The organism is Pseudoalteromonas sp. SCSIO 43101, assembly GCF_023650775.1.
Classification (GTDB): Bacteria; Pseudomonadota; Gammaproteobacteria; order Enterobacterales; family Alteromonadaceae; genus Pseudoalteromonas; species Pseudoalteromonas apostichopi.
In genome coordinates, this window is sequence record NZ_CP072674.1 from 351461 (window position 1) to 376903 (window position 25443).

General features: G+C 40.9%; 16 protein-coding genes. 7 read left to right on the forward strand and 9 right to left on the reverse strand.

Going from position 1 to position 25443, the window contains the following annotated elements; all coding sequences use genetic code 11:
* Nucleotides 1-12: 12 nt before the first annotated feature.
* Both J8Z25_RS18700 and J8Z25_RS18705 read right to left on the reverse strand, forming a co-directional pair.
* Complete coding sequence (locus tag J8Z25_RS18700; RefSeq protein WP_250662349.1) at nt 13-1149, reverse strand: serine hydrolase domain-containing protein; 1137 nt, start codon at nt 1147-1149, stop codon at nt 13-15.
* 107 nt (nt 1150-1256) lie between these two features.
* Nucleotides 1257-2066 carry a sulfite exporter TauE/SafE family protein gene (locus J8Z25_RS18705; protein ID WP_250662350.1) on the reverse strand — a complete coding sequence of 270 codons (810 nt, stop codon included), beginning with the start codon at nt 2064-2066 and terminating at the stop codon, nt 1257-1259.
* Nucleotides 2067-2441: 375 nt separating this feature from the next.
* Between J8Z25_RS18705 and J8Z25_RS18710 the strand changes: the two genes are divergently transcribed.
* The gene (locus J8Z25_RS18710; protein ID WP_130052906.1) at nt 2442-3419 is read left to right on the forward strand and encodes a DUF1852 domain-containing protein; all 978 of its coding nucleotides are present in this window, start codon (nt 2442-2444) and stop codon (nt 3417-3419) included.
* 11 nt (nt 3420-3430) lie between these two features.
* Complete coding sequence (locus J8Z25_RS18715) at nt 3431-4468, forward strand: methionine synthase (RefSeq protein ID WP_250662351.1); 1038 nt, start codon at nt 3431-3433, stop codon at nt 4466-4468.
* A 261-nt stretch (nt 4469-4729) separates the two neighbouring features.
* Here J8Z25_RS18715 and J8Z25_RS18720 read toward each other — a convergent pair whose 3' ends face one another.
* Genes J8Z25_RS18720 through J8Z25_RS18730 form a run of 3 tightly spaced genes read right to left on the reverse strand, consistent with a single transcriptional unit; the run spans nt 4730 to nt 5817 of the window.
* On the reverse strand, nt 4730-4966 hold the full coding sequence (locus J8Z25_RS18720; RefSeq protein WP_250662352.1) for a hypothetical protein: 237 nt from the start codon (nt 4964-4966) through the stop codon (nt 4730-4732).
* 4 nt (nt 4967-4970) lie between these two features.
* Nucleotides 4971-5375 carry a hypothetical protein gene (locus J8Z25_RS18725; protein WP_250662353.1) on the reverse strand — a complete coding sequence of 135 codons (405 nt, stop codon included), beginning with the start codon at nt 5373-5375 and terminating at the stop codon, nt 4971-4973.
* 28 nt (nt 5376-5403) lie between these two features.
* A complete protein-coding gene (locus J8Z25_RS18730; RefSeq protein ID WP_250662354.1) occupies nt 5404-5817 on the reverse strand; it encodes a VOC family protein in 414 nt (137 codons plus the stop codon).
* A 35-nt stretch (nt 5818-5852) separates the two neighbouring features.
* Between J8Z25_RS18730 and J8Z25_RS18735 the strand changes: the two genes are divergently transcribed.
* The 3 genes from J8Z25_RS18735 (at nt 5853) to J8Z25_RS18745 (ending at nt 10748) form a co-directional block, all read left to right on the forward strand.
* On the forward strand, nt 5853-6062 hold the full coding sequence (locus J8Z25_RS18735) for a hypothetical protein (RefSeq protein WP_250662355.1): 210 nt from the start codon (nt 5853-5855) through the stop codon (nt 6060-6062).
* 242 nt (nt 6063-6304) lie between these two features.
* Complete coding sequence (locus tag J8Z25_RS18740; RefSeq protein WP_250662356.1) at nt 6305-10063, forward strand: TonB-dependent receptor; 3759 nt, start codon at nt 6305-6307, stop codon at nt 10061-10063.
* Between the two features lie 349 nt (nt 10064-10412).
* Entirely contained in the window at nt 10413-10748 is a 336-nt protein-coding gene (locus tag J8Z25_RS18745; protein ID WP_130052908.1) for a hypothetical protein, read from the forward strand.
* 350 nt (nt 10749-11098) lie between these two features.
* On the opposite strand, the gene J8Z25_RS18750 is transcribed toward J8Z25_RS18745, so the two are convergent.
* The gene (locus J8Z25_RS18750) at nt 11099-11545 is read right to left on the reverse strand and encodes a hypothetical protein (protein ID WP_250662357.1); all 447 of its coding nucleotides are present in this window, start codon (nt 11543-11545) and stop codon (nt 11099-11101) included.
* 80 nt (nt 11546-11625) lie between these two features.
* Here J8Z25_RS18750 and J8Z25_RS18755 point away from each other — a divergent pair, with 80 nt between their 5' ends.
* Nucleotides 11626-12573: an IS30 family transposase gene (locus J8Z25_RS18755; RefSeq protein ID WP_250662358.1), complete on the forward strand. Its 948-nt coding sequence runs from the start codon at nt 11626-11628 to the stop codon at nt 12571-12573.
* A gap of 1 nt (nt 12574) precedes the next feature.
* Here the strand turns inward: J8Z25_RS18755 and J8Z25_RS18760 are convergent, their stop codons facing one another.
* A complete protein-coding gene (locus tag J8Z25_RS18760) occupies nt 12575-13009 on the reverse strand; it encodes a hypothetical protein (protein WP_250662359.1) in 435 nt (144 codons plus the stop codon).
* A 262-nt stretch (nt 13010-13271) separates the two neighbouring features.
* Between J8Z25_RS18760 and J8Z25_RS18765 the strand changes: the two genes are divergently transcribed.
* Nucleotides 13272-15086, forward strand: a complete 1815-nt coding sequence (locus tag J8Z25_RS18765) for a GGDEF domain-containing protein (RefSeq protein ID WP_250662360.1) — start codon at nt 13272-13274, stop codon at nt 15084-15086.
* Nucleotides 15087-15556: 470 nt separating this feature from the next.
* Here J8Z25_RS18765 and J8Z25_RS18770 read toward each other — a convergent pair whose 3' ends face one another.
* Together J8Z25_RS18770 and J8Z25_RS18775 are read right to left on the reverse strand one after the other, a co-directional pair.
* Nucleotides 15557-16135 (reverse strand): outer membrane beta-barrel protein, encoded by a 579-nt coding sequence (locus J8Z25_RS18770; RefSeq protein WP_250662361.1) that lies wholly within the window; start codon nt 16133-16135, stop codon nt 15557-15559.
* Entirely contained in the window at nt 16135-25434 is a 9300-nt protein-coding gene (locus tag J8Z25_RS18775; RefSeq protein ID WP_250662362.1) for an Ig-like domain-containing protein, read from the reverse strand. Before J8Z25_RS18775 ends, J8Z25_RS18770 begins: the two co-directional genes overlap by 1 nt.
* Nucleotides 25435-25443: the final 9 nt, after the last annotated feature.

Below are 25443 nucleotides of genomic sequence, written 5' to 3' on the forward strand. Positions count from 1 at the left end.
AGCTTTATAAGACTATTTTGTCTGTAGGATGAGATAGTCACTCATCACTTTTTCAAGCTGGCCGTAGTCTTTTTGCTGAGTAACCGCGCCTGCTACCACTACCTGCGATGTTGGTTCAAACATCACCAAAGTGCCCCAAAAGCCACCATGTTGATAAACCAAGGTGCCGTTATATTCTTTTGCAAATACACCTAAACGATAAGGGCTATCTGCAGGTAAACCTTTATCCGATAGCATGAGTTCAAGTGTTTCTGGGTGTTTGAAGACCTTACCTGAAAATAAAGCATGATAAAATTTAGCCATACCGATTGGGCTGGCAACAAGCCCACCGCCACCATATAAATCGACAGTTGGGCTCCAATTAAAGGTGTCGGTGCCATGCAAGTATTGATGCACGCGTCGAGACTCATCCACAGCAACCGTATCACCCCGTTCCCAGATCACATTTTCGATATGATTTTTATCGAAACTTAAGTATTGTCGAACCGCTTCAGGTAGCGGTAAATCTGTCACTCTCTCAATAATATGGCCGAGTAACACATAACCGGTATCTGAATATGAGAAACGCTCACCAGGTTTACTAACTGGGTCACCCCACTCTACACACCTTTTAATTTGCTCGCGCATCGTAATATCTTGCTGCGGATTTGCCATTATGCCAGCTAAATACTGATCGCTTTGGGCATGATCGTATAACCCTGCCGTATGACTCAGTACTTGTTTTAGCGTCATTTTATCTAGGGCATAGCCATCGCTTTCAAGAAGCGTAAAAAAGTCGTCAGAAATTAATTTATCGAGCGTTGTATCAAGGTTTAATTTACCTTCTTCATGCAAACGAAGCACCGTTGCTGCAGTGAAGGTTTTGGTCACACTGGCAATTCTAAATAAACTATTTGGGTTAATAACTTGCGGCGCATTTTCTTTACTTTGCTTTGCCGTTGAAAAAGCATGTCCATCATCAACAATCACATGAAGTGCAAAACCAGTAAGGGGTGTTTTCTTATTTGCACTGAGAATTTGCCCCATTAAAGCATGGTGAGTCTCGAGAGGTTTTGTTGGCTCAGCAGTCACTGGCAAAATCATTAGTGATAGAGCAACAAATAAAGAGCTTAGCGTTTTTTTACTTGCTAAAGTGCACCGACGATCCATAGCATATTCCGTAAAAAAGAGTCCTTAAATAGCGCCTACAGCTTTCGAAAAACTGCTTAACTGACATTACCAAACCGCGTTCGACATGTCGAATTAATACGTTAACACTATTTAGCTAGCATATTCACAGCCATAATAACCAACAGCCCTGCAAAGATTTTTTTAATTGTGGAGACAGGTAGGTGATGCGTTGCTTTTGCACCTAATGGTGCGGTAAACCACGAAGTACAAACAATCCCAAACAAGGCAGGCAAATAAACAAAACCAGCAAAGCCTTCTTCTAGCGCAAAGTACTGACTGCCTGAACTGATGTAACCCAAAGAGCCAAACAACGCAATGACAATACCGCACACCGAAGCACAGCCAATGGCTTTTTTCATATCGACCGAGAAAAACGTCAGTAACGGCACAAGTACCGCACCACCGCCAATGCCAATCATGGCAGAAAGCCCCCCTGTGATGGTTGTATAAAGTGTTAAAAGGCTTTTATTAGGTAGCGAGCGTGTTGTTTGGCTGTCGTTTTTACTGCTGAAAATCATTTTTAATGCAATAAGCACCACACTCACAGCAAACACTATTCGCACCACATTTGCGGGTAATAGCGAAGCCAAAAAGCCACTGATAAGGGCGCCTAGTGCAACCCCACTCATCACCCACGGGGCCAATTGCCAAGGCACATTGCCATTTTTATGGTGAGCGATAGCTGATGACGTTGAAGTAAAAAGAATTGAGGCGAGCGATGTAGCAATCGCCACCAGCACCACTTGCTCTGCAGGTAACACCTGAAAGTGCAGCAAGATCATGCTTAATATAGGCACAATTACTAGGCCTCCACCTATTCCTAATAGCCCAGCTAAAAAGCCCACCCCGCTACCTAGTATGGCGCAAGCGATAATAAGCACGATTAATTCATTCATTGTATTTGTCTGTGTTGTTGGTTTAGGGAGACGAGTATATCAACAATAAAGTACGAGGTTGTTCTCAAAAGTAGGGTTAAGTAGTGAATATTACTCACGTTTTATATGAAATTACTGCAACTCTAACAAACCAGTTTAGAAATCCAGACGTCCAAAATAACTTTAACGCATTTTTTCACTATCTCTTCCTAAATGTTTTACTAAAACAGCAAATATTTATGAATCTGCCTCATGTTTTACCTGAAATAAAAACGTTTTTCTTCATGCTGCTGAGCACATATAAATAGATACCCAAGCCACCTCAAGGTTAATGACCTAGCGATTTAAGGAAGGTGAGCAGCAATCATTTATCTCAGGACTTTTGGATACATTGCCATGAACAACGATTTCAGATTTACAATTAAAAGCATTTGCCTCGACGAAAATTATCATCCGTCAAACAGCACACGACTGACTACAAACTTTGCGAACCTAGCTCGCGGTGAAAGTCGCCAGCAGAATTTGCGTAATGCATTAAAAATGATTGATAGCCGCTTTAATGCGCTAGCAAACTGGGATAACCCGCAAGGTAACCGCTACTCTGTAGAGCTTGAGATCATCTCTGTTGATCTAGAAATTGCACAAAGCACAGAGGCATTCCCGTCAATTGAAGTGCTAAAAACTAATATCATTGATCACCAAACTAATGAACGTATCGAAGGTATTGTTGGTAATAACTTCTCATCTTACGTCCGTGATTATGATTTTAGCGTACTGCTGCTAGATCATAACAAAGAGAAAAGCGAATTTAGCATTCCCGAAAACTTTGGTGACTTACACGGTAAACTCTTTAAATACTTTATTGACTCAGAGACTTACAAACAGAACTTTAAAAAACCACCGGTTATTTGTTTAAGTGTGTCTGATAACAAAACGTACCATCGTACAGAAAACCAACACCCAATTTTAGGTGCTGAGTACCAACCAAATGAGTCGTCATTAACCGAGCAATACTTTAAAAAAATGGGCTTGCAGGTGCGCTATTTTATGCCACCAAACACAGTTGCTCCGCTGGCGTTTTATTTCTTTGGTGACTTGCTGAACGATTACACCAACTTAGAGTTGATCAGCACGATTAGCACTATGGAAACATTCCAGAAAATCTACCGTCCAGAAATTTATAACGCCAATGCCGTGGCGGGTAGTTGCTATCAACCAAATTTAAAAAACGCCGATCACTCTATCACGCAAATTGTTTATGACCGTAAAGAGCGCAGCCAATTGGCGATTGCACAAGGTAAATTTACTGAGCAACACTTTATTAAGCCTTATCAATCTGTACTTGAGAAATGGTCTGCCAACTACGCGATTTAAAGAGAGTAAAAATGAAAAAGTTATTACCAACATCGACAGCAGGCAGCTTACCAAAACCAGCTTGGCTCGCTGAACCTGAAACCTTATGGTCGCCTTGGAAATTGCAAGGCGCAGAACTTATCGACGGCAAACAAGACGCGCTGCGTGTTGCCTTGCAAGAGCAACAACAAGCTGGCGTTGATATCGTGAGCGACGGCGAGCAAACACGCCAGCATTTTGTGACGACCTTTATCGAACACTTAAATGGCGTTGATTTTGAGAACCGTAAAACAGTGACTATTCGAAACCGTTACGAAGCAAGTGTTCCGAGTGTAATTGGCCCGGTTTCTCGCAGCAAGCCGGTGTTTGTGGAAGACGCCAAGTTTTTACGTTCGCAGACCAAGCAACCAATAAAGTGGGCATTACCAGGGCCTATGACCATGATCGACACCTTGTATGACGCCCACTATCAAAGCCGTGAACAACTAGCGTGGGAGTTTGCCAAAATTCTCAACCAAGAGGCGAAAGAGCTCGAAGCTGCGGGTGTTGATATTATTCAATTTGATGAGCCTGCGTTTAATGTGTTCTTTAATGATGTTAATGACTGGGGCATTAAGTGCCTAGAAAGAGCAATCGAAGGCTTAAAGTGCGAAACCGCCGTACACATTTGCTACGGCTATGGTATTAAAGCCAACACAGACTGGAAACAAACACTGGGGAATGAGTGGCGTCAATACGAAGAAGTATTCCCAAAACTTCAAAAGTCGAATATTGATATCATTTCGTTGGAGTGCCACAACTCACGCGTCCCCATTGAGCTATTAGCGCTGATACGTGGCAAAAAAGTGATGGTGGGTGCCATTGATGTAGCAAGCAATGAAATTGAAACCCCTGATGAGGTGGCACACACATTACGCGAAGCCCTTAAATATGTTGATGCCGACAAGCTTTACCCATGCACAAACTGCGGTATGGCCCCCCTCCCTCGCCAAATAGCAAGCGCCAAACTCAGTGCATTGAGTAAAGGCGCAGAGATAGTCAGGCGGGAGGTTTTAGAGGCTAAGGGCTAGGAACTAGGCTCTAGGATTAGTCAGCGAGTTACTAGGGGAAAGGGGAAAGTTGCGAGGAGCGAGATGCGCTTCTACCTCGCCTCTCGTTTCTCGTTTCTCGTTTCTCGTTTCTCGTTTCTCGTTTCTCGTTTCTCGTTTCTCGTTTCTCGTTTCTCGTAAAAATTTATCAATGACGCGGCATAAAGCCGCTGCTACAACGTAGGCGTGAAACTTGTTTCGCGCGCCGTTTTCCCTTGAGATTATAACTAAGAGTTTCAGGGTTTAATCAGGCACTGAACTCACAAATGCTCGAAGCCTTTCAATGGACTCTTTAGAATTAATTACACCATCGGCAAGATCTTCAAATATTCGTATTACTTCATTTCTCAATCCGAACGGAACAGCCTCTAAAGCGCTCACGTCACCGCCAATACTACTAAATGCATCATTGATATCATCGAAGGATTGCTCATCAAGCGAGTTTAAGATTAGCTCTTTTCTTTCTTTATTATTCATCATTACTCTACTGTGAATTTGCAGATGTGTAATTAGTTACAACATTTAACCCAAAAATATTTTTCGAAACTTTCCCTGTACTAATTCTTTTGTCTACTATTTCCGTGATAACAGTCTTAGGTTCACCTTTAAGAGTATGTAAATTTAAGAAGCCGACCACTGTAAGAAAAATGAACATATAGGTCGTTCTTCGCTGACTTCTGAAAAAACTCCTTTTATCTACATAACTATCCCATAGCTCAGATGGGTTTACTTTCTTATGAAGTAGTAACCCTACGATAAAGCCTATCAATGCACTCGCAAAAACAAGTTCAACACCGTAGAACATTTTATCAATCATAACTATTGATAACCAAATAGCTGGAATAATAAAAACAAACCATAAAAATTGAGAATCAGTATTTGTTTTCATTGAGCGATTCCTAATCCCCCTGCCATTTTTAACCTTCAGGGTCTTTAAGCTCAAGTAAGTCCCATTTGTTGCCGTATAAATCTTGAAACACCACTACGGTGCCGTAAGGCTCTTCTCTTGGCGATTCATTAAATACAACACCTTTACTTTTCATGCTGTTGTAATCACGCCAAAAGTCATTGCTGTGTAAAAACAAAAATACTCGACCACCGGTTTGATTGCCAACAGCGTGCATTTGCTGTTGATTCCTGACTTTTGCAAGTAGCAGGTGTGTACCGTTAGAACCTGGTGGCGAGACTAAAACCCACCGTTTTCCCTCTCCTAAATCGGTATCTTCCATCAATGTAAATTGTAATTTTTCGGTGTAGAAGGCTATAGCTTCATCGTAATCATTTACCACCAGTGCAACACTGCCGATGTGTTGCTTTATCTCATTTTTCATTAAAAACCTTGCGGCACAAAACCCATTTAGACAGTGTGCCTATTAACGAAAAACAAAACAACTGGTTAAGTGAATGGCAGTTTAAAGCCGCAGCACAGCAATATCAGTGGATAAAAAACAGAAAACTAAAGAATAAAATATTCAAAAAGAAAGACCCTAAAAAAGCTCAACCAATTGTTTTAATTAATCTTGTATATATAAACACCAAAAAGCCACCTCATCCCAAAAACAAAAAACCTTATTAAATACAGAAATTTAAAATATTTTGGGCACAAAGTAAAAGAAAATCAAAAAACACCAAATAAATAATAAAATATTCTTGATCTGTTCTAGATTTGTACTATTTTAATTTAATCAGCAACTGTATAGGTGTTGTATTTCGGTCACTGGTAATTAAAAAGCAAGATCTTTTAAAGGTCTTAGTTTCGCTATAAATGCTCAGTAACAACGAGTCAGATTAAAATAATAACAATTTGAAAGGTGCAAAATGAAAGCTCTTCGCTTATCTAAAATGACCATTGCAGTTCAGTCAGCAATGTTATTGACTGCAAGTATGTCAATGCCAACCTTTTCACAAGAGGTGAAAAAGGACTTACCCACAAATAAAAATTCAGAAAAAAACCTCAAAGATGAAGAAATTGAAGTTATTCAAGTAACAGGTATTCGCTCATCTTTGCGTGAGAACTTGAATAACAAACGATACTCAGATGTTATTGTTGATTCTATTAATACAGAAGATATTGCCAAAAACCCTGATAAAAATATGGCTGAAGCGTTACAACGTGTGGCGGGGGTACAAATTGAGCGTCAATTTGGTGAAGGCTCTAAAGTGTCTATTCGCGGCACGTCACCAGAACTGACCAATACCTTAGTTAATGGCCAATCAGCTAAATCTGCATCCTATTTACCAGGCCAATCAGAAAGTAATGCCTTTGATTTTTCAAATATTCCAGCAGAACGAGTTTCTAAAATTGAAGTTCATAAATCAGCACGCGCTGATCTTGATGCTGGCGGTATTGGCGGCACAGTAATCTTACATACTAAAAAACCCTTGGAACAAGAAGATGGCTATGGGTATTTTAATGTTGAATCAGAGTATAACGACTCTTCAAAGAAGTATTCACCACAAGTATCAACAGCCTATAACTTTGTCTCTGAAAATAAAAAGTTTGGCGCTTCAATTAGCGTAAGTCATCAACAACGCAAGGCATTTCGTACCGGTTTTGAATCAGATGGTATTGCTGGTAATGAAGGCGCGATCAGCACAGGCTTTGCTCAAACAGATGCGATAGAATGCCCAACAGAAGCATGTGCGAGCAGCGACATCAATCTACGACATATGAATAATCATGCCCTGATCATTACACGTCACATGGCAATGAACGGTTATACCTACGGTGATTTAGAGGCTGTAGCCAATAGTGGCCCTTATTGGCCTACTGATGATCCTAACAATTCAGGCGTGTGGAACAACAGCACACAAAACTGGGGACAACCTAATGAAGTTATAGATCCAACCTATATCGACCCTGTTTGGGGCCTATTTTGGGGAAGCAGAAGAGAAGCAGGACTCGGGCAAACACCCGGTAGAACACTGGGTAATATGGTCTATGCGCCTGCATTTTCAACTGATGAAAGCCGCCTAGATACAACTTTAAACTTTCAGTGGGCACCTATTGATAACTTAAGTTTAAACCTAGAGATTAATCAGAATAAATCCGATCGAGATAATAAAAATGATAATTTATATGCTCAACCACACCGTATTGTACAACTACTGTATAGCAACGAAGTGCCTGGGATAGATCCCCGACTTGTGATGGATCCTGAACGCGATATTGTTTTATCAGCAACCTACCCTATTGATGGCACAAATTTAGTCCGCGGTGCTGGCATGGTCTGGGATGGTAACAACTATTACGATGGTGATATTCGCTGGGGTGAAATGATCCGTCGTGACTCAAACGATAGAAGTGGCACCGAAACTGAACAAAATCGCTACCATCTTACTGTAGATTTTGAACACGATGACTTTGTAATGAAGTTTCAAGCGGGTCACACAGAAGCAGAGAGTACCGTACTCGATCGTGGAACCACACTTGCAAGTCGTTATGGGGATTACGAAACACTTTACTCAGGTGATGATGCATCTTTAAAAATCCCAACTTATGAAGGGGTCAATTTAGGGTATGGATATAACCCCGATACTGGCAAAGTATATTGGGGGCTTGAGGCTGATCCGTCTCTAACAGGACAAGCACTAATAGATGCACAACAGCGCGCAAAAAATTTCTTGCTTGCGCCTACTAACGAGTTTTATTTATTAACAGGTGGCTTAAATAACTCTGCCCGCGATCGTAAAAACACTGAAGACTTTCTGCAAGGTGATATTACCTGGTCTTTCGAGAATGACTTTTATATTGATAGCATCAAATTTGGCGCAAAATATCGCGATATAGAACGCACTCAACGCTATTTTACTGAGGGAGCCCGATTTCATGGTTATGCAAATGAATCAAGTGATTTCCCTCTCATTCTGGCAGAGCAAATTGTGGGAGGAACGGTATCTGGCTTAGACTCTGCGGGTCATGATATTCCTAATGAATATTTTGACATCGATCAGGCCAAGCGAGATTCATTGTTAAATGATCACTTCTTACTGCTCAACTCAGAAGGTACACCGAATGAAGGCGCATGTGTTGAAGCCATTGCAAACTCAGCTAACCCAGAAAACTATTATGGTTGTCGCTCAGGATTAACAGAGTCTGTTGGTTCGGCCTATACAGTCACAGAAGAATTGCTTGCCTATTATGCAATGGCGAACTTTAGTGGTGAAAAATTTAGAGGTAATGTAGGTGTTCGCGTAGTAGATACACAGCGTGAGTCTGTTGGTAATGAGGTAGCGAAGGATGAAAATGGTCAGCTCCTTTCATACCCAAATGACGAAAATGATCCTAATTATGTAGCTGGTCTTGCTGGGTTTAATCAATACTCTCCTTTAGTGCAAAAAAGTAGCACCAAAGATTATTTACCAAGCTTTAATATTGCTTATGATGTGGCTGATGATATTGTGCTAAGGGCCGCTGCATCAAAGAATATTTCGCATCCTAGTCTCACTCAACTCAGAAGTAACTTTAGTTTAGTTACAGAGCGTTATAGATTTTACACGGATGGTAGACAGCAAGATCTAACACCCGCTGGAGAAGCCGAACGTCTACCAATGGATTCGCAGCGTCGAGGATCAGTAGGTAATCCAAACTTAGGCTCATATTCATCAGTCAACTCAGAAATAGGCGTAGAGTGGTATTTTGCTGAATCATCAATTTTTGCCATTACTGCGTTTCAAAAAGATATTAAAGATATAGTTCGTTCATCATCTCAAGTTCAAGATTTATCTTATCTTGGTGACGACGGTCAAACAGATGATAATGGCTATACTATTAACGGTGATTATGTTGTTAGCTCTTACTTCAATACGGGTGAGCAAAAAGTAAAAGGCCTTGAGCTACAATTGCAACATGATTTCGGTAACGGTTTTGGCGGTTTAATAAACTACACTTATACAGATGTGCCTGATCAGAAGTTTAATACTTCAACGTTCTCTTATGAAATTGCTGATATGAGCGATATTGAAACACATCAAAGTGATCCGTCACAACGAGAATACTTTGAAGTAACTGGCTTCAATACAAAAACAGTAAGTCAAACAGAGCCCATGTTTGGGCAGTCAAAAGACACCCTCAATGCATCTATCTATTTTGAGAACGATACATTTTCAGCCCGACTGTCGTATAACTATCGTAGTGAGTTTGCAAATGCCAGCTTTACAGATGGTATACGATACACTGACGCACGCCAGCAGCTCGACTTTAAAGCAACCTATCAAATCCTAGACAATTTAGTAGCTAGTTTCGCAGTAACAAATTTAACCAATGAAAATGTTGTTCAATACATTAAAACATCGCAAATTGTTAATGACCCAGTAATTAATAAAATGAAATGGATTGACGAAATTGGTGAAGATGGCGTTGCAACCGGAAATCGTATAGTTGCACAAGATGAAAATGGCAACAATATTGTTGAATCATCTGTGACAGGTGAAGGAGCATTTGCCATTTTATCTCAAGCAAGCGGCATTCCTGTCGAAGAGTTAAAACCTTATTACCAGAATCATTTAGATAAGATATTTGTTAATGAGTGGACCAATGGCCGTCGCTACTACCTAGGTATCAACTGGACCTTTTAACGACTCGTATTCTATTAAGTGGTTGTGAAAGTAGCCACTTAATAGTTTACATATAGCCTTCGCACCTTATTTACAGCAACTCGATTAAAGTAACTACTCAATACCTGTTAATCATCTAAACATAAAGAAACGAGTTCTACCACCTTAACATCAATCTGACTTTAAAAGATAAGGTGATTCTTTAACCAAGTAACCAGCTACTTAAAACTCTGGCCATTATTTAGCAATACTTATTTTCTTTCCCCCTCAACAAAACAGTGATAAAGAAGTGAATCTAACTGGATAACCTAACATTTTTTTGCTAGATTTCAGTTGTACCCAATGGATGGGCTAAAATTGAGGGATTAATATGAACGAATTTGATATTTTCATCAGAAATATTGTTTTAGATTGTATTCGTGAGCAAGGAACTTGCAGCAACCTTTGCGAAGAAGATGATCAATTAACTTTCTATGTTGACATTGAAAATCACGATAATGTGATAGCTCGCAAGCAATTTAAGGTCACTTATCCAATTAGCTACTCTATTAAGTCAGCTCTCATACATGAAATTGATTTACTTAGATATTTAGATTCAGGTGAAATCAGAACACCGTTTACGACCGATATTGTCGAAGTTCTTAAATCTGAGTTACAAGCGTTTATGTTTAGCAACAAACCCCGTGGCGAATACCATATTTGCTAAAGCCTGATTTATAGCCTGATGAAATAATTTATCAGGCTAATGAGCCAATTAATTTTTTAATCATCTGTTTAGTTCTTATCCGATACCTTTCCTCAAATGCTGTAATCGCAGGCATGACAAGAGCACCGACTGCAAATGAGACATATGCCAAAGCTGTTTACCGTTAATAAGCCTAATTTAGACAAAAGGCTAACAATTAAAGTTACCACAAGAATAAAGCGCGATTATCCCTAAATAAGCAAATCCTTAACTAAAAACAACACAAAACAGAGGTTTTGGGATTTGATATTTCTTATATAGTCTCAAAACTGACTCCTTTGAAAATATAGATAATAAAAACAATTAGTTAATTAATTGGTTTGATAGTAAAATCTCGTCTTAGAAAGTGGTTTAATTATGTCGTACTCAAGGCCAAAAGCATTCCTATCACCCTTTCTAGGTATACTATATTTATCTAAAAGGACTACTCCCCAATGATTATCACTAAGACCACCAAAGATCACATTAACGCTGTCGTACTCATCTTTTGTAACAGCTGCAACCTTAAATTTAACCATTAAATCTCTGAGCTTTTGTGAAGTGGCTGATAGCGCCATCAAGCCAGGGGCAGTATCAGGTGTAAAAGTTTTATAATCAGCAGATGGTACAAACCCCGCATATGTTGATGGTGTATAGCTTATTAATTGCGTAGGAGAGTAAAAAGTATTGTTAACACGATACACGTGCGGCGCAGATTGCTGTATAAGTTTCAATTTTTGGTTATTTTTAAATGCCCCGAATTCAGATAATAAGTGCACCACTCATGGTTAAACGGTGAGAAGAGATCAACTGCCTGTTGGTGGTACTCTGTAATCGCCAAAAAACAAGAGTAGATACCATGAGTTACAAGCAGTTGATCGAAGGGCAAAGATACCAGATTGAGGCCTACTTACGCGAGGGTTTTAGCTATCGAGAGATAGGGAAAAGGCTAAAAGTGAGCCACAGCACTATAAGTCGTGAAGTTAGGCGCAATAGTACTCGAAGTCATTACTTGCCTGAGGTTGCACATTCAAAGGCATGTAAACGAAAACGTCTAGCTGCCAAGTATTCCATGCCAGCACTTACAATTGCGTTCGTTGAGTTTGGATTGGAGCAAAAATGGAGCCCTGAGCAGATTGCGGGTGTAAGCAAAATTATCGGGCATCCTGTGAGTCATGAATGGATTTATGGCTATATTCAAAAAGATAAATTGAGTGGTGGCAAGCTATACAAACATCTGCGACAAGGGCACAGACGTTATCGTAAAGGCAGCCGAAGCAAACGTGTCATCATCCCAAATCGTGTTGGCATTGAACATAGACCTGCGATTGTTGACACTAAGACACGGTTTGGTGATTGGGAAGCGGATACAGTACTTGGCAAGCATGGTACGGGAGCAATCTTTAGTTTAGTCGAGCGTACAAGTAAGTTTTACCTGATACGCAAAGTGCCAGCAAAAAGTGCAGCGCAAGTGAGCAGAGCAATGATAGGTATGCTGTGGCGCTATCGACGCCATGTTCATACGATAACCGCAGACAACGGGAGTGAGTTTTGTGAACATGAGCATGTTTCAGACAAGCTAAAAACCGACATCTACTTTGCTAACCCCTACTCATCATGGGAAAGAGGGTTAAATGAGAACTTTAATGGCTTGTTGCGTCAATATATTCGCAAAGGCACTGATTTACGAACGGTGACAGATAAGCAAATTGCGCACATAGAAAAGGCGCTCAATGCGAGGCCGAGAAAATGTCTAGGGTTTAGGCAACCAGCGGTAATATTCGATGAATTACGCAAAGCAGCCTAATTTAGCGAGTGGTGCACTTCGGACTTGAATTCGCGGCCAAAATTTGTGCTTCAGATTCCGCTAAAAACGACTGAATTAACTTAAGCCTTTGTTCTGTACACTTGTCTTTTTTACAAATAACTAAATTAGGAAGTTTTGTTCCAATTTGCTGTTCAACATTTAAAAACTGGCTACCAAGCACTCCTAAATTAAAATTAGTGAACGCTTGCTTATCTTTGTCATTTTTAAGTTTTGTGGCATGAATATCAAAGATACTAAACGGGTAAAAAGAGGGTAAATAGGCAAGCTCTTCATCGGTTTGCGGCATAATTTCGTCCATATGCTTTAAAACCGCGCGATACTCTTGCTCTATCTCATCATTAAAATAGTCTGGTCTTTCAGCCAGTGCTGTAACAGAAAATAACAAAGCACTACAAAGTAATAATTTGTTTAACATGAAAAATAAATCCTTTTGATTAAATCTAGTGTGAATATATCATTTTAGGTACAAAATTAAATTACTTTCAGTTGGGTTATTTTTTTGACCTAAAGACAACCAAACATAGATTAAAGCATTAAATTATTTATATTTTTTCAACGTAAAATCTTATAAACAATAATTTCATTATGCTAAGCTACCAGCAATTAGTAAAAATATGTCATTGATTGGCACTAGAGTAGCAGTATGGAGTAATGCTCAAATGATAAGGATATTGTGCTTGTTGCTATTTGCAGCCAATGTGGCTGCAACTGACGTTCAGAGTGAAATCAACAGTGTTCTTCACGGTTATAAAACGTATTCTGAATCTGTCGAAGTTTTAGCTAAATTAGAGCAGCAAATGCCTTATGAAAATGTGCTAGATGATGCGCAAGTAATGGCGTTTAAATGTTGGTTTTCTGATGTATCAAGCCCAAACGGGATTAGTGAATATAATAAATTTCTAGAAACAGCTAAGCCAATCATCCAAGAAGCAAACGATTTAACCTTAATACAAGAATTTGCTACCTGTGAAGCAAACCAAGAATATACACAAGGTAATTATCAAACAGCTCTCGAACACTTAAAAACAATAATAAACACCCCGTCATTAGAAAAAGCAACCTCCCCTAAACCATTGTCAATCATTGCTATTGCTCACATTGTACTTAACCGTATTCAGTTAGATAAAGGCAACTATCAAGAGGCATTCGACTCTGCTAAAACTGCTTATCAGTTATTTGAAAAAGCAGGTAATGACTACGAAAAGGCGCTCGCATTAAAAGAAATTGCCAATATTCATATAGCTTTGTACAACTATGAACTTGCAATTGAACAACTGCAGCGTGCAAAGTTAGCGTTAACGAAATTCAATGAGCAAGAGCAGTACAAAGTAGCGGATCAACTCGCATATACCTATGAAGAAAAAGGTGACTTAATAAAGGCAATTGAGCTATACGAGTCGATTAAAAAAGATGTTCGTCGCTTCGAAAACGATAATGGCTATGCTTACATATTGATAAAACTGACAGAACTCAATATAAAACTTAATAGTTTATCTCAGGCTGAGTCATATCTAACTGAGTTGAACACGCTTTCTGTGACTGACAGCTGGATTATGACTCTTTACAACTTCACTAAATCAGAATGGTACTTGGCTACAGCTCAGTTGCAAGCCGCCCTTTCATCTCATGAGAAGATAGCCGGGCAACAACAATTTTGGCCCGAGAGCTTAAAGGAGCGTTATTTAAATTTAACCTCGCAGCTTACAGCTGCAACAGGAGATACTTCCTTACAAATAGCATCTCAACAACAATTAATCACTTTAATTAAAACTAAACAACAAGCTATCGCAAATAACACGCTTATTTCTGCCAGATTAAACTTTAATTATGAACAGCAGATCCTTGAGATTTCTCGTTTAGAGCATGAGTCAAAGCTACAACAAAAACTTTTAGCGGTGGCCGAAGATAAATCTTTTTGGCAAGGCTTAACTGTGATGATCACTTGCTTGTGCTTACTCTTATTCGCCGTTTATACATTCAAACAAGTTCGCCAGAAAAAGTACTTTGAAATACTCGCTTTAAAAGATGAACTAACAGGCATAGCAAATCGAAGAGCTATATTGAATTTAAAACGAAGTGTCATGCTGCAAAACAAACTCAATCAGCAAGTCAGTTCTTTGATTTCTATCGATATTGATCATTTTAAAGCGGTCAATGATCAGTACGGTCACGATATTGGTGATGAATTAATCATATCTATAACCAACACGATTGTACAAACAGTCCGTTGTTCTGATCGGGTAGGTCGTGTCGGCGGCGAAGAGTTTTTAATTGTGCTTGAAAATCAATCTTTAGAGCATGCAAAAGATATTGCCGAGCGTATTAGACTTTCAGTTGCCGAAAAGGAACATACATCTTTGTCTATAAGCGCAACGATAAGTTTAGGTGTTATAGAAATTGCACCAAACGAAACGTCAGAACAGGCAGCCAAAAGAGTCGACTTACACCTTTATGAGGCAAAAAGAAGAGGACGAAATACTGTTTTTTCTTAGCTTTTAATAGGAGCTCAACAAGAACCAAAAGATACAGACTTATATCCGACCAAAACGAATTAGCCATTCAACTTTGTTCTTTCAGATCCAAGGCTGGAATTAAGCTCTACTAACGACGATGAAATTGTGTATCAGTTTCTGATAGATAATTACCAGTGCTTCTGATAAAGCACTGGAATTTGTGTTTTATTACGAAAAATCGTTGGAATAAATTTGCAAATAATATTCTTAAAATATTTTAAAACTAAAAATGATTGGGCATTAAATATTCTCTATTATCACGGCTTTTTTCAAGGTAATGCCTATTCGCTTAATTAAATGATTTAATATTATTGTGGGGTGATATCAACCTTAATATTGCCTCAACTGCTCGAAGCCATTGAGGCAATATATACATGATCATTAAACTTAGACAAGACAAGTGTTGTCTCAAAAGCTTAAATCGTGGCCACTTTCTGTAGAATATACTCTTAGAAGCGGTATACTAATCCTAAAGAATACTCATGAATACTCTGGTCCAATTGATAGTTTCTATAATTGAATCCAACATTCCAATGCTTAGTGAAGGCATAGCTGACAACCCCACCAAAATATAGGTCAGTCCCACTAAAGTCAGTATATAATGTATCATTATCGCTACGACTCTCAATTTCACTTTCCCAAACATATAAACCAAGCTCAATAGATGATGACCATGTCTCTGTCTGCCAAAATATGTAATCAGAGCCGAATGTAAAACCATTTGCTAAAACAGGGGCTATCTCACGGACTTTTTGGTGGTAGCTTGATAAGTCAAGCGTCTCATTGAGTAATACAACCTGCCCCATGCCTTGATCTACATAACCAAAGTCAATCAAGAGTGAGTCACTTAATTTATAACTCCCTTCAAGCTTATAACTGGTATCGGATTTATTCGAGGAAATAATCGTGGAGTCATAACCTCTTAAGCTCGTTTTTGCCTGCCCAACCCATATACCAAGGTGAAACTCGTTGGCTTTCACATGAATGCTTGTTAACACTAAAAATACAAATATCAAACATAATTTCATTATTCATCCTCCTTAGAATTTCGTTTTGGTGAGCGCACTGATAAGCCTAACAGGGCAAGTAGAGCAAACAGTACTGACACACTACCACCTCCTGAGGAGTTGTTTGTTATCTCAGCCTTCTTATATGCTGTTATGGTGACTTTTACGTGTCCTTCAGTCACTCCCCCATATCCATCTTCAACGACATATTTAACATCATCGATTCCATCATACCCTTGTTTTGGTATATAAGTTATTGAGTAATCGTCGTTTATTGAAGTTTCCCCATATGTTGAGGTTGCTGATGTAACAACTAGCATATCACCATCCGAGTCGCTATCATTATTAAGAACATTAATTATTACTGCAGTACGATCGTCCGTATTTACAGTGTCATTTTGTGCAACAGGTACTGAATTAGGTAAAATATCAACTAACAACTCACTTGACGAAACACCTCCTTGCCCATCACTAATACCATATAGAATCGTAACTCTACCGTAAAAGCCTATAACTGCGGTGTATTGTAGTTTGTTATTAACAATATCAACACGGCCAATATCAACATTCGCACTAGTGATTGTTAAGGTATCACCATCTGAATCAGTGTCGTTGGCGAGTACATCTACTGTTACTTCTCTTATTTCCCTAATTTCTACTGAGTCCTGTTGTGCTTCTGGTGCTGTATTATTTGATATTGCAACCGCCACACCGCCTGGATCTTCGATTGCTTTATTAGCCATGCCATCATCATCATTTGGTCCCCCATCCTCTATTGTAAGTTGCACACACCAATGCCCGAGGCCCAAACCTGGTTGATACTCACTCGAGCCAGGAGGAGGGCAGTAGCCTTGAGAACCAGTCGCAGACGAAACCAGATTCTTATCATTTTCTACAAAATTAATCCATTCACCTGATACCAGTTTTCGATATTGAGAGTTTTCAGCTATCGGTAAAAACTGTGCTAACACAAGGTTAACTGATTGACCGGATACAGGAAGACCAAGAATTGAAAAATCAAATAATCCATTTATGTGATTAAATTTACTATCTTTATTTACACCTTTTCCATCATCACCGTATTGAGAGATATCTGAATCACTCACACCAGATGCATGTGCATTTGCTCGCAATGCAACATCACCAATTACAATTGATAGACCTGGCTCTGTTTCCATCAAAAATGAACCATTAGTTAGTCGCTTTTCTTGCGCTACATTGGAGGTTATAAGCCGTGAATCAAGATAATTAGGAATGCCATCGCCATCGTCGTCTCCAAACCCCTCTTCATCATCATTAATTCCGTCATCATCACTATCATTTTGAGATAATTGTGGTGGAGTCTCGACCACCAACAATTTTATTATCTCGGATGTCGTGTCAATCCCATCATCTACCCTCACTACAAAACTATACAAGCCTTCTGATAAAATATTTGGCTCAAAGGTAAACGTTGTCGCTTCATTATCAGAATCTGTAATATTTTCATCACTTGGAAGCCAAGCAACTGAATGAGAATCAAATATATTGGGATCATTAATAACGACGGAAAGAGTAACTAAACCAGATTCTTTAGAAATAAGGCGAGTATTGTCAAGTGTGTTTTGGGTTGCAAAAACAGACAGTGTAGGCGCCACATTACCTTCAACAATAGTCACTTTATGTGTTGATTTTGGACCAAAGACTGCATTCTCTACAGAGTCCAGAGAGATAGTTATTTCTTCAGTGCCTTCAATTATACCATCTTCATACACATCAAATTTAACAAGTTTCTCACGTTCTCCTTCTCTGAAAGTGATAGAGTCCTCAACCAAACTATGATCAGAGGAGTCTACGGATCCATTAATAGTATACGAGACATTAACTGGATAAACTGCAGCACTACCATTAAGAATCATTTTGAACTGCGCTTCACTTCCTTCGCTTATAGTCTGATCCTTACTCAAACTAACTAGCGGGATAACATCAACAGACTGAGCGGCAGATGCAATATTATCTCCCTCTGTGGCACTCCACAGCACTTTATATTTTCCAGGTGCGAAGAAACCATTGGTATCTGCTGTAACTGCGACGTTTTCACCTCGCGCGTTTACTGCAGTCGCCGTGCCCAAATCCACTTTAGTAAATAAACCTGTAGCATTGACAGAAATGTCAGCAGGAGCGGTAATGGTTATATCGCCACCATCTGATACAATTTCTAAACTAGCAATTGCATTGGCAATCTCGCCATCTGGATCTCTAATTGCATATTGAATAGTGGCATCTCCAATAAAACCTTGAGGAGGTGTGAAGGTCAATAAATTATTGATATTACTCACACTACCGATATTAGTTGTTACTTGATAAATGGTGATAGGATCGCCATCGATGTCAGTATCATTATTAAGAATATCCAGTACTATACTTTCACCAGCCGATGATGAAATACTATACTGATCATTATTAGCAACTGGCGCATCATTCACTGGACGTATAACTATTGATACCGTTGCTGATTCAGAGTCGAATTCTCCATCATTCACTGTAAACGTAAAGCTATCGCTACCATTTACATTTTCATCAGGCGTGTACAGCCACAACTGACCTTGAGGGGTTAATGAGCCTCGTTGCGGCTGAGAAATAATCGTTAATTCAAGGTCATCGCCGTTTACATCAAAGGTATCAAGTTTAAATGAGAAACTGCTATCTTCATCAACTGAAATCTCAGAATCCAGCGCTATTGGGGCGATATTTGTTTCTACGACTATTGCAGTACTTTGTGACGTTACAGACTCCTCATTGCCCTTCCCATCGATATAAGTTGCAACAACAGAAATTTTACTACCTATATCGGCTTCAATAAGAATATAACTGAGTCCAACTCCACCTACTATTGGTACTCCATCACGCAGCCATTGATATGAAATCGCGCCGATCCCATCTTCATCAGCTAAATTGTTGCTCGCTGTCAATGTTGCTCCCAATGTTGCAGAGCCCACGATTGAAACGGATCCTGTAGGGGGAGTATTTTTAGAAATAATAGTACTTGTTTGATTTGATATCACTATTTCAGCAGTACCACCGCCATCGGTATAACTGGCCCTCACACTGATTTGTGCACCCACATCATCTTGAGACAAGACATAACTATCACCTATCGCGCCATCAATAGGCACCCCATCTCGGAGCCATTGATAGATAATTGTGCCTAACCCATCCGCATCCGCTAAATTATTGCTTGCAGTTAACGTTTCACCTTGAATCGGTTTTCCACTGATGCTGACTGATCCAGTTGGCGCATCATTAGTATTATTCACTAATGCGGTAGGGCTAGACGTCACACTTTCAGCAGTGCCCCCCTCATCGGTATAACTGGCATTTACAGTGATTTGCGCACCCACATCATTTTGAGTCAAGACATAACTATCACCTATCGCACCAATAATGGGCACCCCATCACGGAGCCATTGATAGGTGATCGTGCCCAATCCGTCAGCATCTTCTAAATCGTTGCTTGCAGTCAAGGTTTCACCTTGAGTCGGTATGCCGCTAATAGTGACATTGCCTGTGGGCGCATCGTTTATATTGGTCACCACTGAAGTAAGGCTAGACGTCACACTTTCAGCAGTACCACCGCCATCGGTATAACTAGCACGCACACTAATTTGCGCACCCACATCATCTTGAGTCAATACATAACTATCACCTATCACACCATCTATAGGCACCCCATCACGGAGCCATTGATAGGTGATTGTGCCCAATCCGTCTGCATCTTCTAAATCGTTGCTTGCAGTCAAGGTTTCACCTTGACTCGGTGTGCCACTAATGACAACTGAGCCAGTTGGCGCATCGTTGATGTTGGTCACCACTGCAGTAGGGCTAGACGTCACGCTTTCAGCTGTACCACCTCCATCGGTATAACTGGCCCTCACACTTATTTGTGCACCCACATCATCTTGACTCAATACATAACTATCACCTACTGCGCCATCAATAGGCACCCCATCACGGAGCCATTGATAGGTGATTGTGCCCAATCCGTCTGCATCTTCTAAATCGTTGCTTGCAGTCAACGTCTCACCCTGACTAGGCGTGCCATTAATAGTGACATTGCCTGTAGGCGCATCGTTGATGTTGGTCACCACTGCAGTAGGGCTAGACGTCACGCTTTCAGCAGTACCACCGCCATCGGTATAACTAGCCCGCACACTAATTTGCGCACCCACATCATCTTGAGTCAATACATAACTATCACCTCCCGCGCCATCAATAGGCATCCCATCTCGTAGCCATTGATAGGTGATCGTGCCCAATTCATCGGTGTCTGCTAAATCGTTGCTTGCAGTCAATATTTCACCTTGAATCGGCGTACCACTAATGGAAACTGAGCCAGTTGGTGCATCGTTGGTGTTGGTCACCACTGCTGTAGGACTAGACGTCACGCTTTCAGCAGTGCCACCGCCATCGGTATAACTGGCCCTCACACTAATTTGTGCACCCACATCATCTTGATTCAATATATAGTTATCATCTATTGCACCATCAATAGGCACTCCATCACGGAACCATTGATAGGTGATCGTGCCTAACCCATCTACGTCCGCTAAAGTGTTACTAGCTGTCAACGTCTCACCCTGACTAGGTGTACCATTAATAGAAACGTTGCCTGTAGGCGCATCGTTGATGTTGGTCACCACTGCAGTAGGGCTAGACGTCACACTTTCAGCAGTACCACCGCCATCGGTATAGCTAGCTCTAACACTGATTTGCGCATCCACATCATCTTGAGTCAATACATAACTATCACCTACCGCGCCATCAATAGGCACTCCATCACGGAGCCATTGATAGGTGATCGTGCCCAATTCATCGGTGTCTGCTAAATCGTTGCTTGCAGTCAAGGTTTCACCTTGACTCGGTGTGCCACTAATGACAACTGAGCCAGTTGGCGCATCGTTGGTGTTGGTCACCACTGCAGTAGGACTAGACGTCACGCTTTCAGCAGTACCACCGCCATCGGTATAACTGGCCCTCACACTGATTTGCGCACCCACATCATCTTGATTCAATATATAGTTATCATCTGTTGCACCATCAATAGGCACTCCATCACGGAGCCATTGATAGGTGATCGTGCCTAACCCATCTACGTCCGCTAAAGTGTTACTTGCTGTCAACGTCTCACCCTGACTAGGTGTGCCATTAATAGTGACATTGCCTGTGGGCGCATCGTTGGTGTTGGTCACCGCCGATGTAGCTGATGACGTGACACTTTCGTCCGTGCTACCGCCATCAGTGTAACTGGCCCGCACACTAATTTGTGCCCCTACATCCTCTTGACTAAGAACGTACGTTGTATTTGTCGCACCACTTATCGCCACGCCATCTCGAAGCCACTGATAGTTGATCGTGCCCAATCCGTCTTCATCAGCAAGCGTGTTACTCGCCGTGAGTGTTTGGCCTTGAGTCGGGGTGCCACTGATCGTTACGTCACCTGTGGGGGCATCGTTAATATTAACGACTGAATTTGTCGGTGAAGACGTGACACTTTCATCTGTGCTACCGCCATCGGTATAACTGGCCCGCACACTAATTTGTGCCCCTACATCCTCTTGACTAAGAACGTACGTTGAATTGGTCGCACCACTTATAGCCACCCCACCTCTAAGCCACTGATAGCTAATCGTGCCCAAGCCGTCTTCATCAGCAAGCGTGTTACTCGCCGTGAGTGTTTCATCTTCTTGTGCAACACCACTAATCGTCACACTGCCTGTCGGTAAGTCATTTACATTGCTCACCACAGCTGTTTGCGCTGATACGACACTTTCATTCGCACCACCGTTGTCTATATAGCTTGCGCGAACCGAAATCTGTGTACCCACATCGGTTTGCGTCAACGTCAACGTCGTGCCTGTGGCACCACTAATCGCAACCCCATCACGGAGCCATTGATAGGTGATCGAGCCTAACCCATCTACGTCCGCTAAAGTGTTACTTGCTGTCAACGTCTCACCCTGACTAGGCGTGCCATTAATAGTGACATTGCCTGTGGGTGCATCGTTGGTGTTAATCACCGCCGATGTCGCCGACGATGTGACACTTTCGTCCGTGCTACCGCCATCAGTGTAACTGGCCCGCACACTAATTTGTGCCCCTACATCCTCTTGACTAAGAACGTACGTTGTATTTGTCGCACCACTTATCGCCACGCCATCTCGAAGCCACTGATAGCTAATCGTGCCCAAGCCGTCTTCATCAGCAAGCGTGTTACTTGCCGTGAGTGTTTGGCCTTGAGTCGGGGTGCCACTGATCGTTACGTCACCTGTGGGGGCATCGTTAATATTAACGACTGAATTTGTCAGTGAAGACGTGACACTTTCATCTGTGCTACCGCCATCGGTATAACTGGCCCGCACACTAATTTGTGCCCCTACATCCTCTTGACTAAGAACGTACGTTGTATTTGTCGCACCACTTATCGCCACGCCATCTCGAAGCCACTGATAGCTAATCGTGCCCAAGCCGTCTTCATCAGCAAGCGTGTTACTCGCCGTGAGTGTTTCATCTTCTTGTGCAACACCACTAATCGTCACACTGCCTGTCGGTAAGTCATTTACATTGCTCACCACAGCTGTTTGCGCTGATACGACATTTTCATTCGCACCACCGTTGTCTATATAGCTTGCGCGAACCGAAATCTGTGTACCCACATCGGTTTGCGTCAACGTCAACGTCGTGCCTGTGGCACCACTAATCGCAACCCCATCACGGAGCCATTGGTAGGCGATCGTGCCTAACCCGTCTACGTCCGCTAAAGTGTTACTTGCTGTCAACGTCTCACCCTGACTAGGGGTGCCGTTAATAGTGACAGTGCCTGTGGGCGCATCGTTGGTGTTGGTCACTGCCGATGTAGCTGATGACGTGACACTTTCAGCAGTGCTACCGCCATCAGTGTAACTGGCCCGCACACTAATTTGTGCCCCTACATCCTCTTGACTAAGAACGTACGTTGAATTTGTCTCACCACTTATCGCCACGCCATCTCGAAGCCACTGATAGTTGATCGTGCCCAAGCCGTCTTCATCAGCAAGCGTGTTACTCGCCGTGAGTGTTTGGCCTTGAGTCGGGGTGCCACTGATCGTTACGCTACCTGATGGTGAATCATTAACGGCAGTGATATTTATACTCACATTTGGATTACTTGCCAAACCAGTTGCCGATGTATCTTCCGCGGAAATATTAAGCGTCGCAGCATTATTTCCATAGAGGTTGGCAGTTCCGATAAGCTTAATATTACTAGCTGTATCCAAATAGTTGTTGATACTACTAGCCGCCCCTTGTAACTGCACTTCGGTAGAAGACACTAATGTTGCTACAACACCTAGCCCAGAGCCATCCTCTGGGGCTGAAAACGAAGCATTAAGTAACATAAGTGAAACAGTAAGTGTATCACCATCCGCATCTGCAAATTCGATACTAGAAAGATCTAAATTAGATTGGGTGTCTTCGGTTATAGTTATAGATGTGGGTGTACCAGTGACCGTAGGCGAATTATTCGCTGTTGCAGAAACAAAGCTTTTTATTAGATATTCATAACCATAGTTAGGAGAAGTGTAATACTTGTCTTCGCCTTTAAAGACTGCATCTATATCACCATCACCGTCGACATCTCCAACACCTATCCCTCTGGTTCCTCTATATGCTCCATTATTGTAAGAATCATCAGCAATAACTTCTATGTTCACCTGCTGACCTGCAGTAAAAGAACCTGAACCATTGTTTAAATAGAAGGTATCGTTTTTCAAATAATCTATGTCACCGTCATTATCAAAATCACCATATAGCTTTTCGTTTGTGCTCCTTGAGCCATTAACAGTGCTGGCGTCTATATTGCTTCTAGTAAAAGTTCCCGTACCATTGTTGGTAAACAGAACAGAGTAATATTTAGTTGGATTGCTTTGAGGACCATCAAACGCTGCCTTTGGTACGTAGAAGTCTTCGTCTCCATCACCATCAAAGTCACCTTTAACAACGGTCGTTAAAAATACAGTTCCAAATGTTTCCTGAAGAGAAAACGTATTGGAACCATTATTAATATAAGTATTCCCGCAATCCTCATTTGCTGAAATGATATCCAGATCTCCATCATTATCAGCATCTAGCGCTTCAATATCATAGTAATAATTACCGTTTATACCAGCACAAGTAGCGTCTGTGATATCTGATATATTACTGAATATTCCCGAGCCATTATTTTCGAATATGTAAATCTTATTTAGACTACTGTTACTGGTATTGTAGTTTGCAACGGCAATATCAATATCCCCGTCATTATCAAAATCCTCAGCTGCGAATGATTGAGCTCTCCCCGCCAGCCCTTGTGCATATGAAAAATTACCAGAACCATCATTTGTATATACACCTAATGGTTGTCCGGAAATTCTAATTAAAGCATCTAAGTCATTATCACCATCAATATCACGAAGTTCATATTGGAAACTACGTTCTCCCGTTACTGAAATTGTTGAGAAAGAAGAAAAATTACCTGACCCATCATTTTTATAAACCTTATCTAAAACTTGATCGCCATAGAAAATCGCATCATCATCTCCATCGCCATCAACATCTCCAAAAACTACTTGGCTCAGAGTACGGCTAGCTTTTCCACTAAATATAGTGGTACCTTCAATAAAATCGGGAGCAACGAACGTATGTTTGTAATTGTTGATAATAAAGTCGTTGAAAGGAATATAATTTTTAATTTGATTCGGATTATATTCTAAGTTCCAATCCCCACCCTGTTTAGCGTAGCCTGTCTTGTTTGTAGATGCGGCAATTCGCAAAGTCGAACCTGAACTTAGCTGTTGTAAATACTTATGCCCAATATCACCACTTGCAATGTCACAGCCCAGAATAATTAGATCTTTACCATCCAGTAGAGATGTAAGCTCTTTTACTTTCTCATTTGAGACAATATATTCATAGTCGACTTTGGCATTTCCAAAGTCCAGTTCTCCGGGAGATGCGTGAGATAGAAGAGTAACTCTGTCTAAATTATTAGTACCATGTTCTTTTACTATTGACACCATTTTGCGAAAGGCGTCATCTACCGAGCTAATTTCTATAGGCAGTACATTTTTTTTTAAATTAGATAAGAGCAGAGCTTTATCATGAACCCGCTCATCAATGAAGAGTATTTCATTTTTCAGGTAATCATTAGTGGGAAGAGCTGGTTTGTTCAATTGACTTGCTAACAAACAAGAGGGGTATAACGCTACTGCCACTGATAAGGTTAATGGGTTTAAAATTGGAACTTTTATTTGATTTTTATTCATCATATATCACCT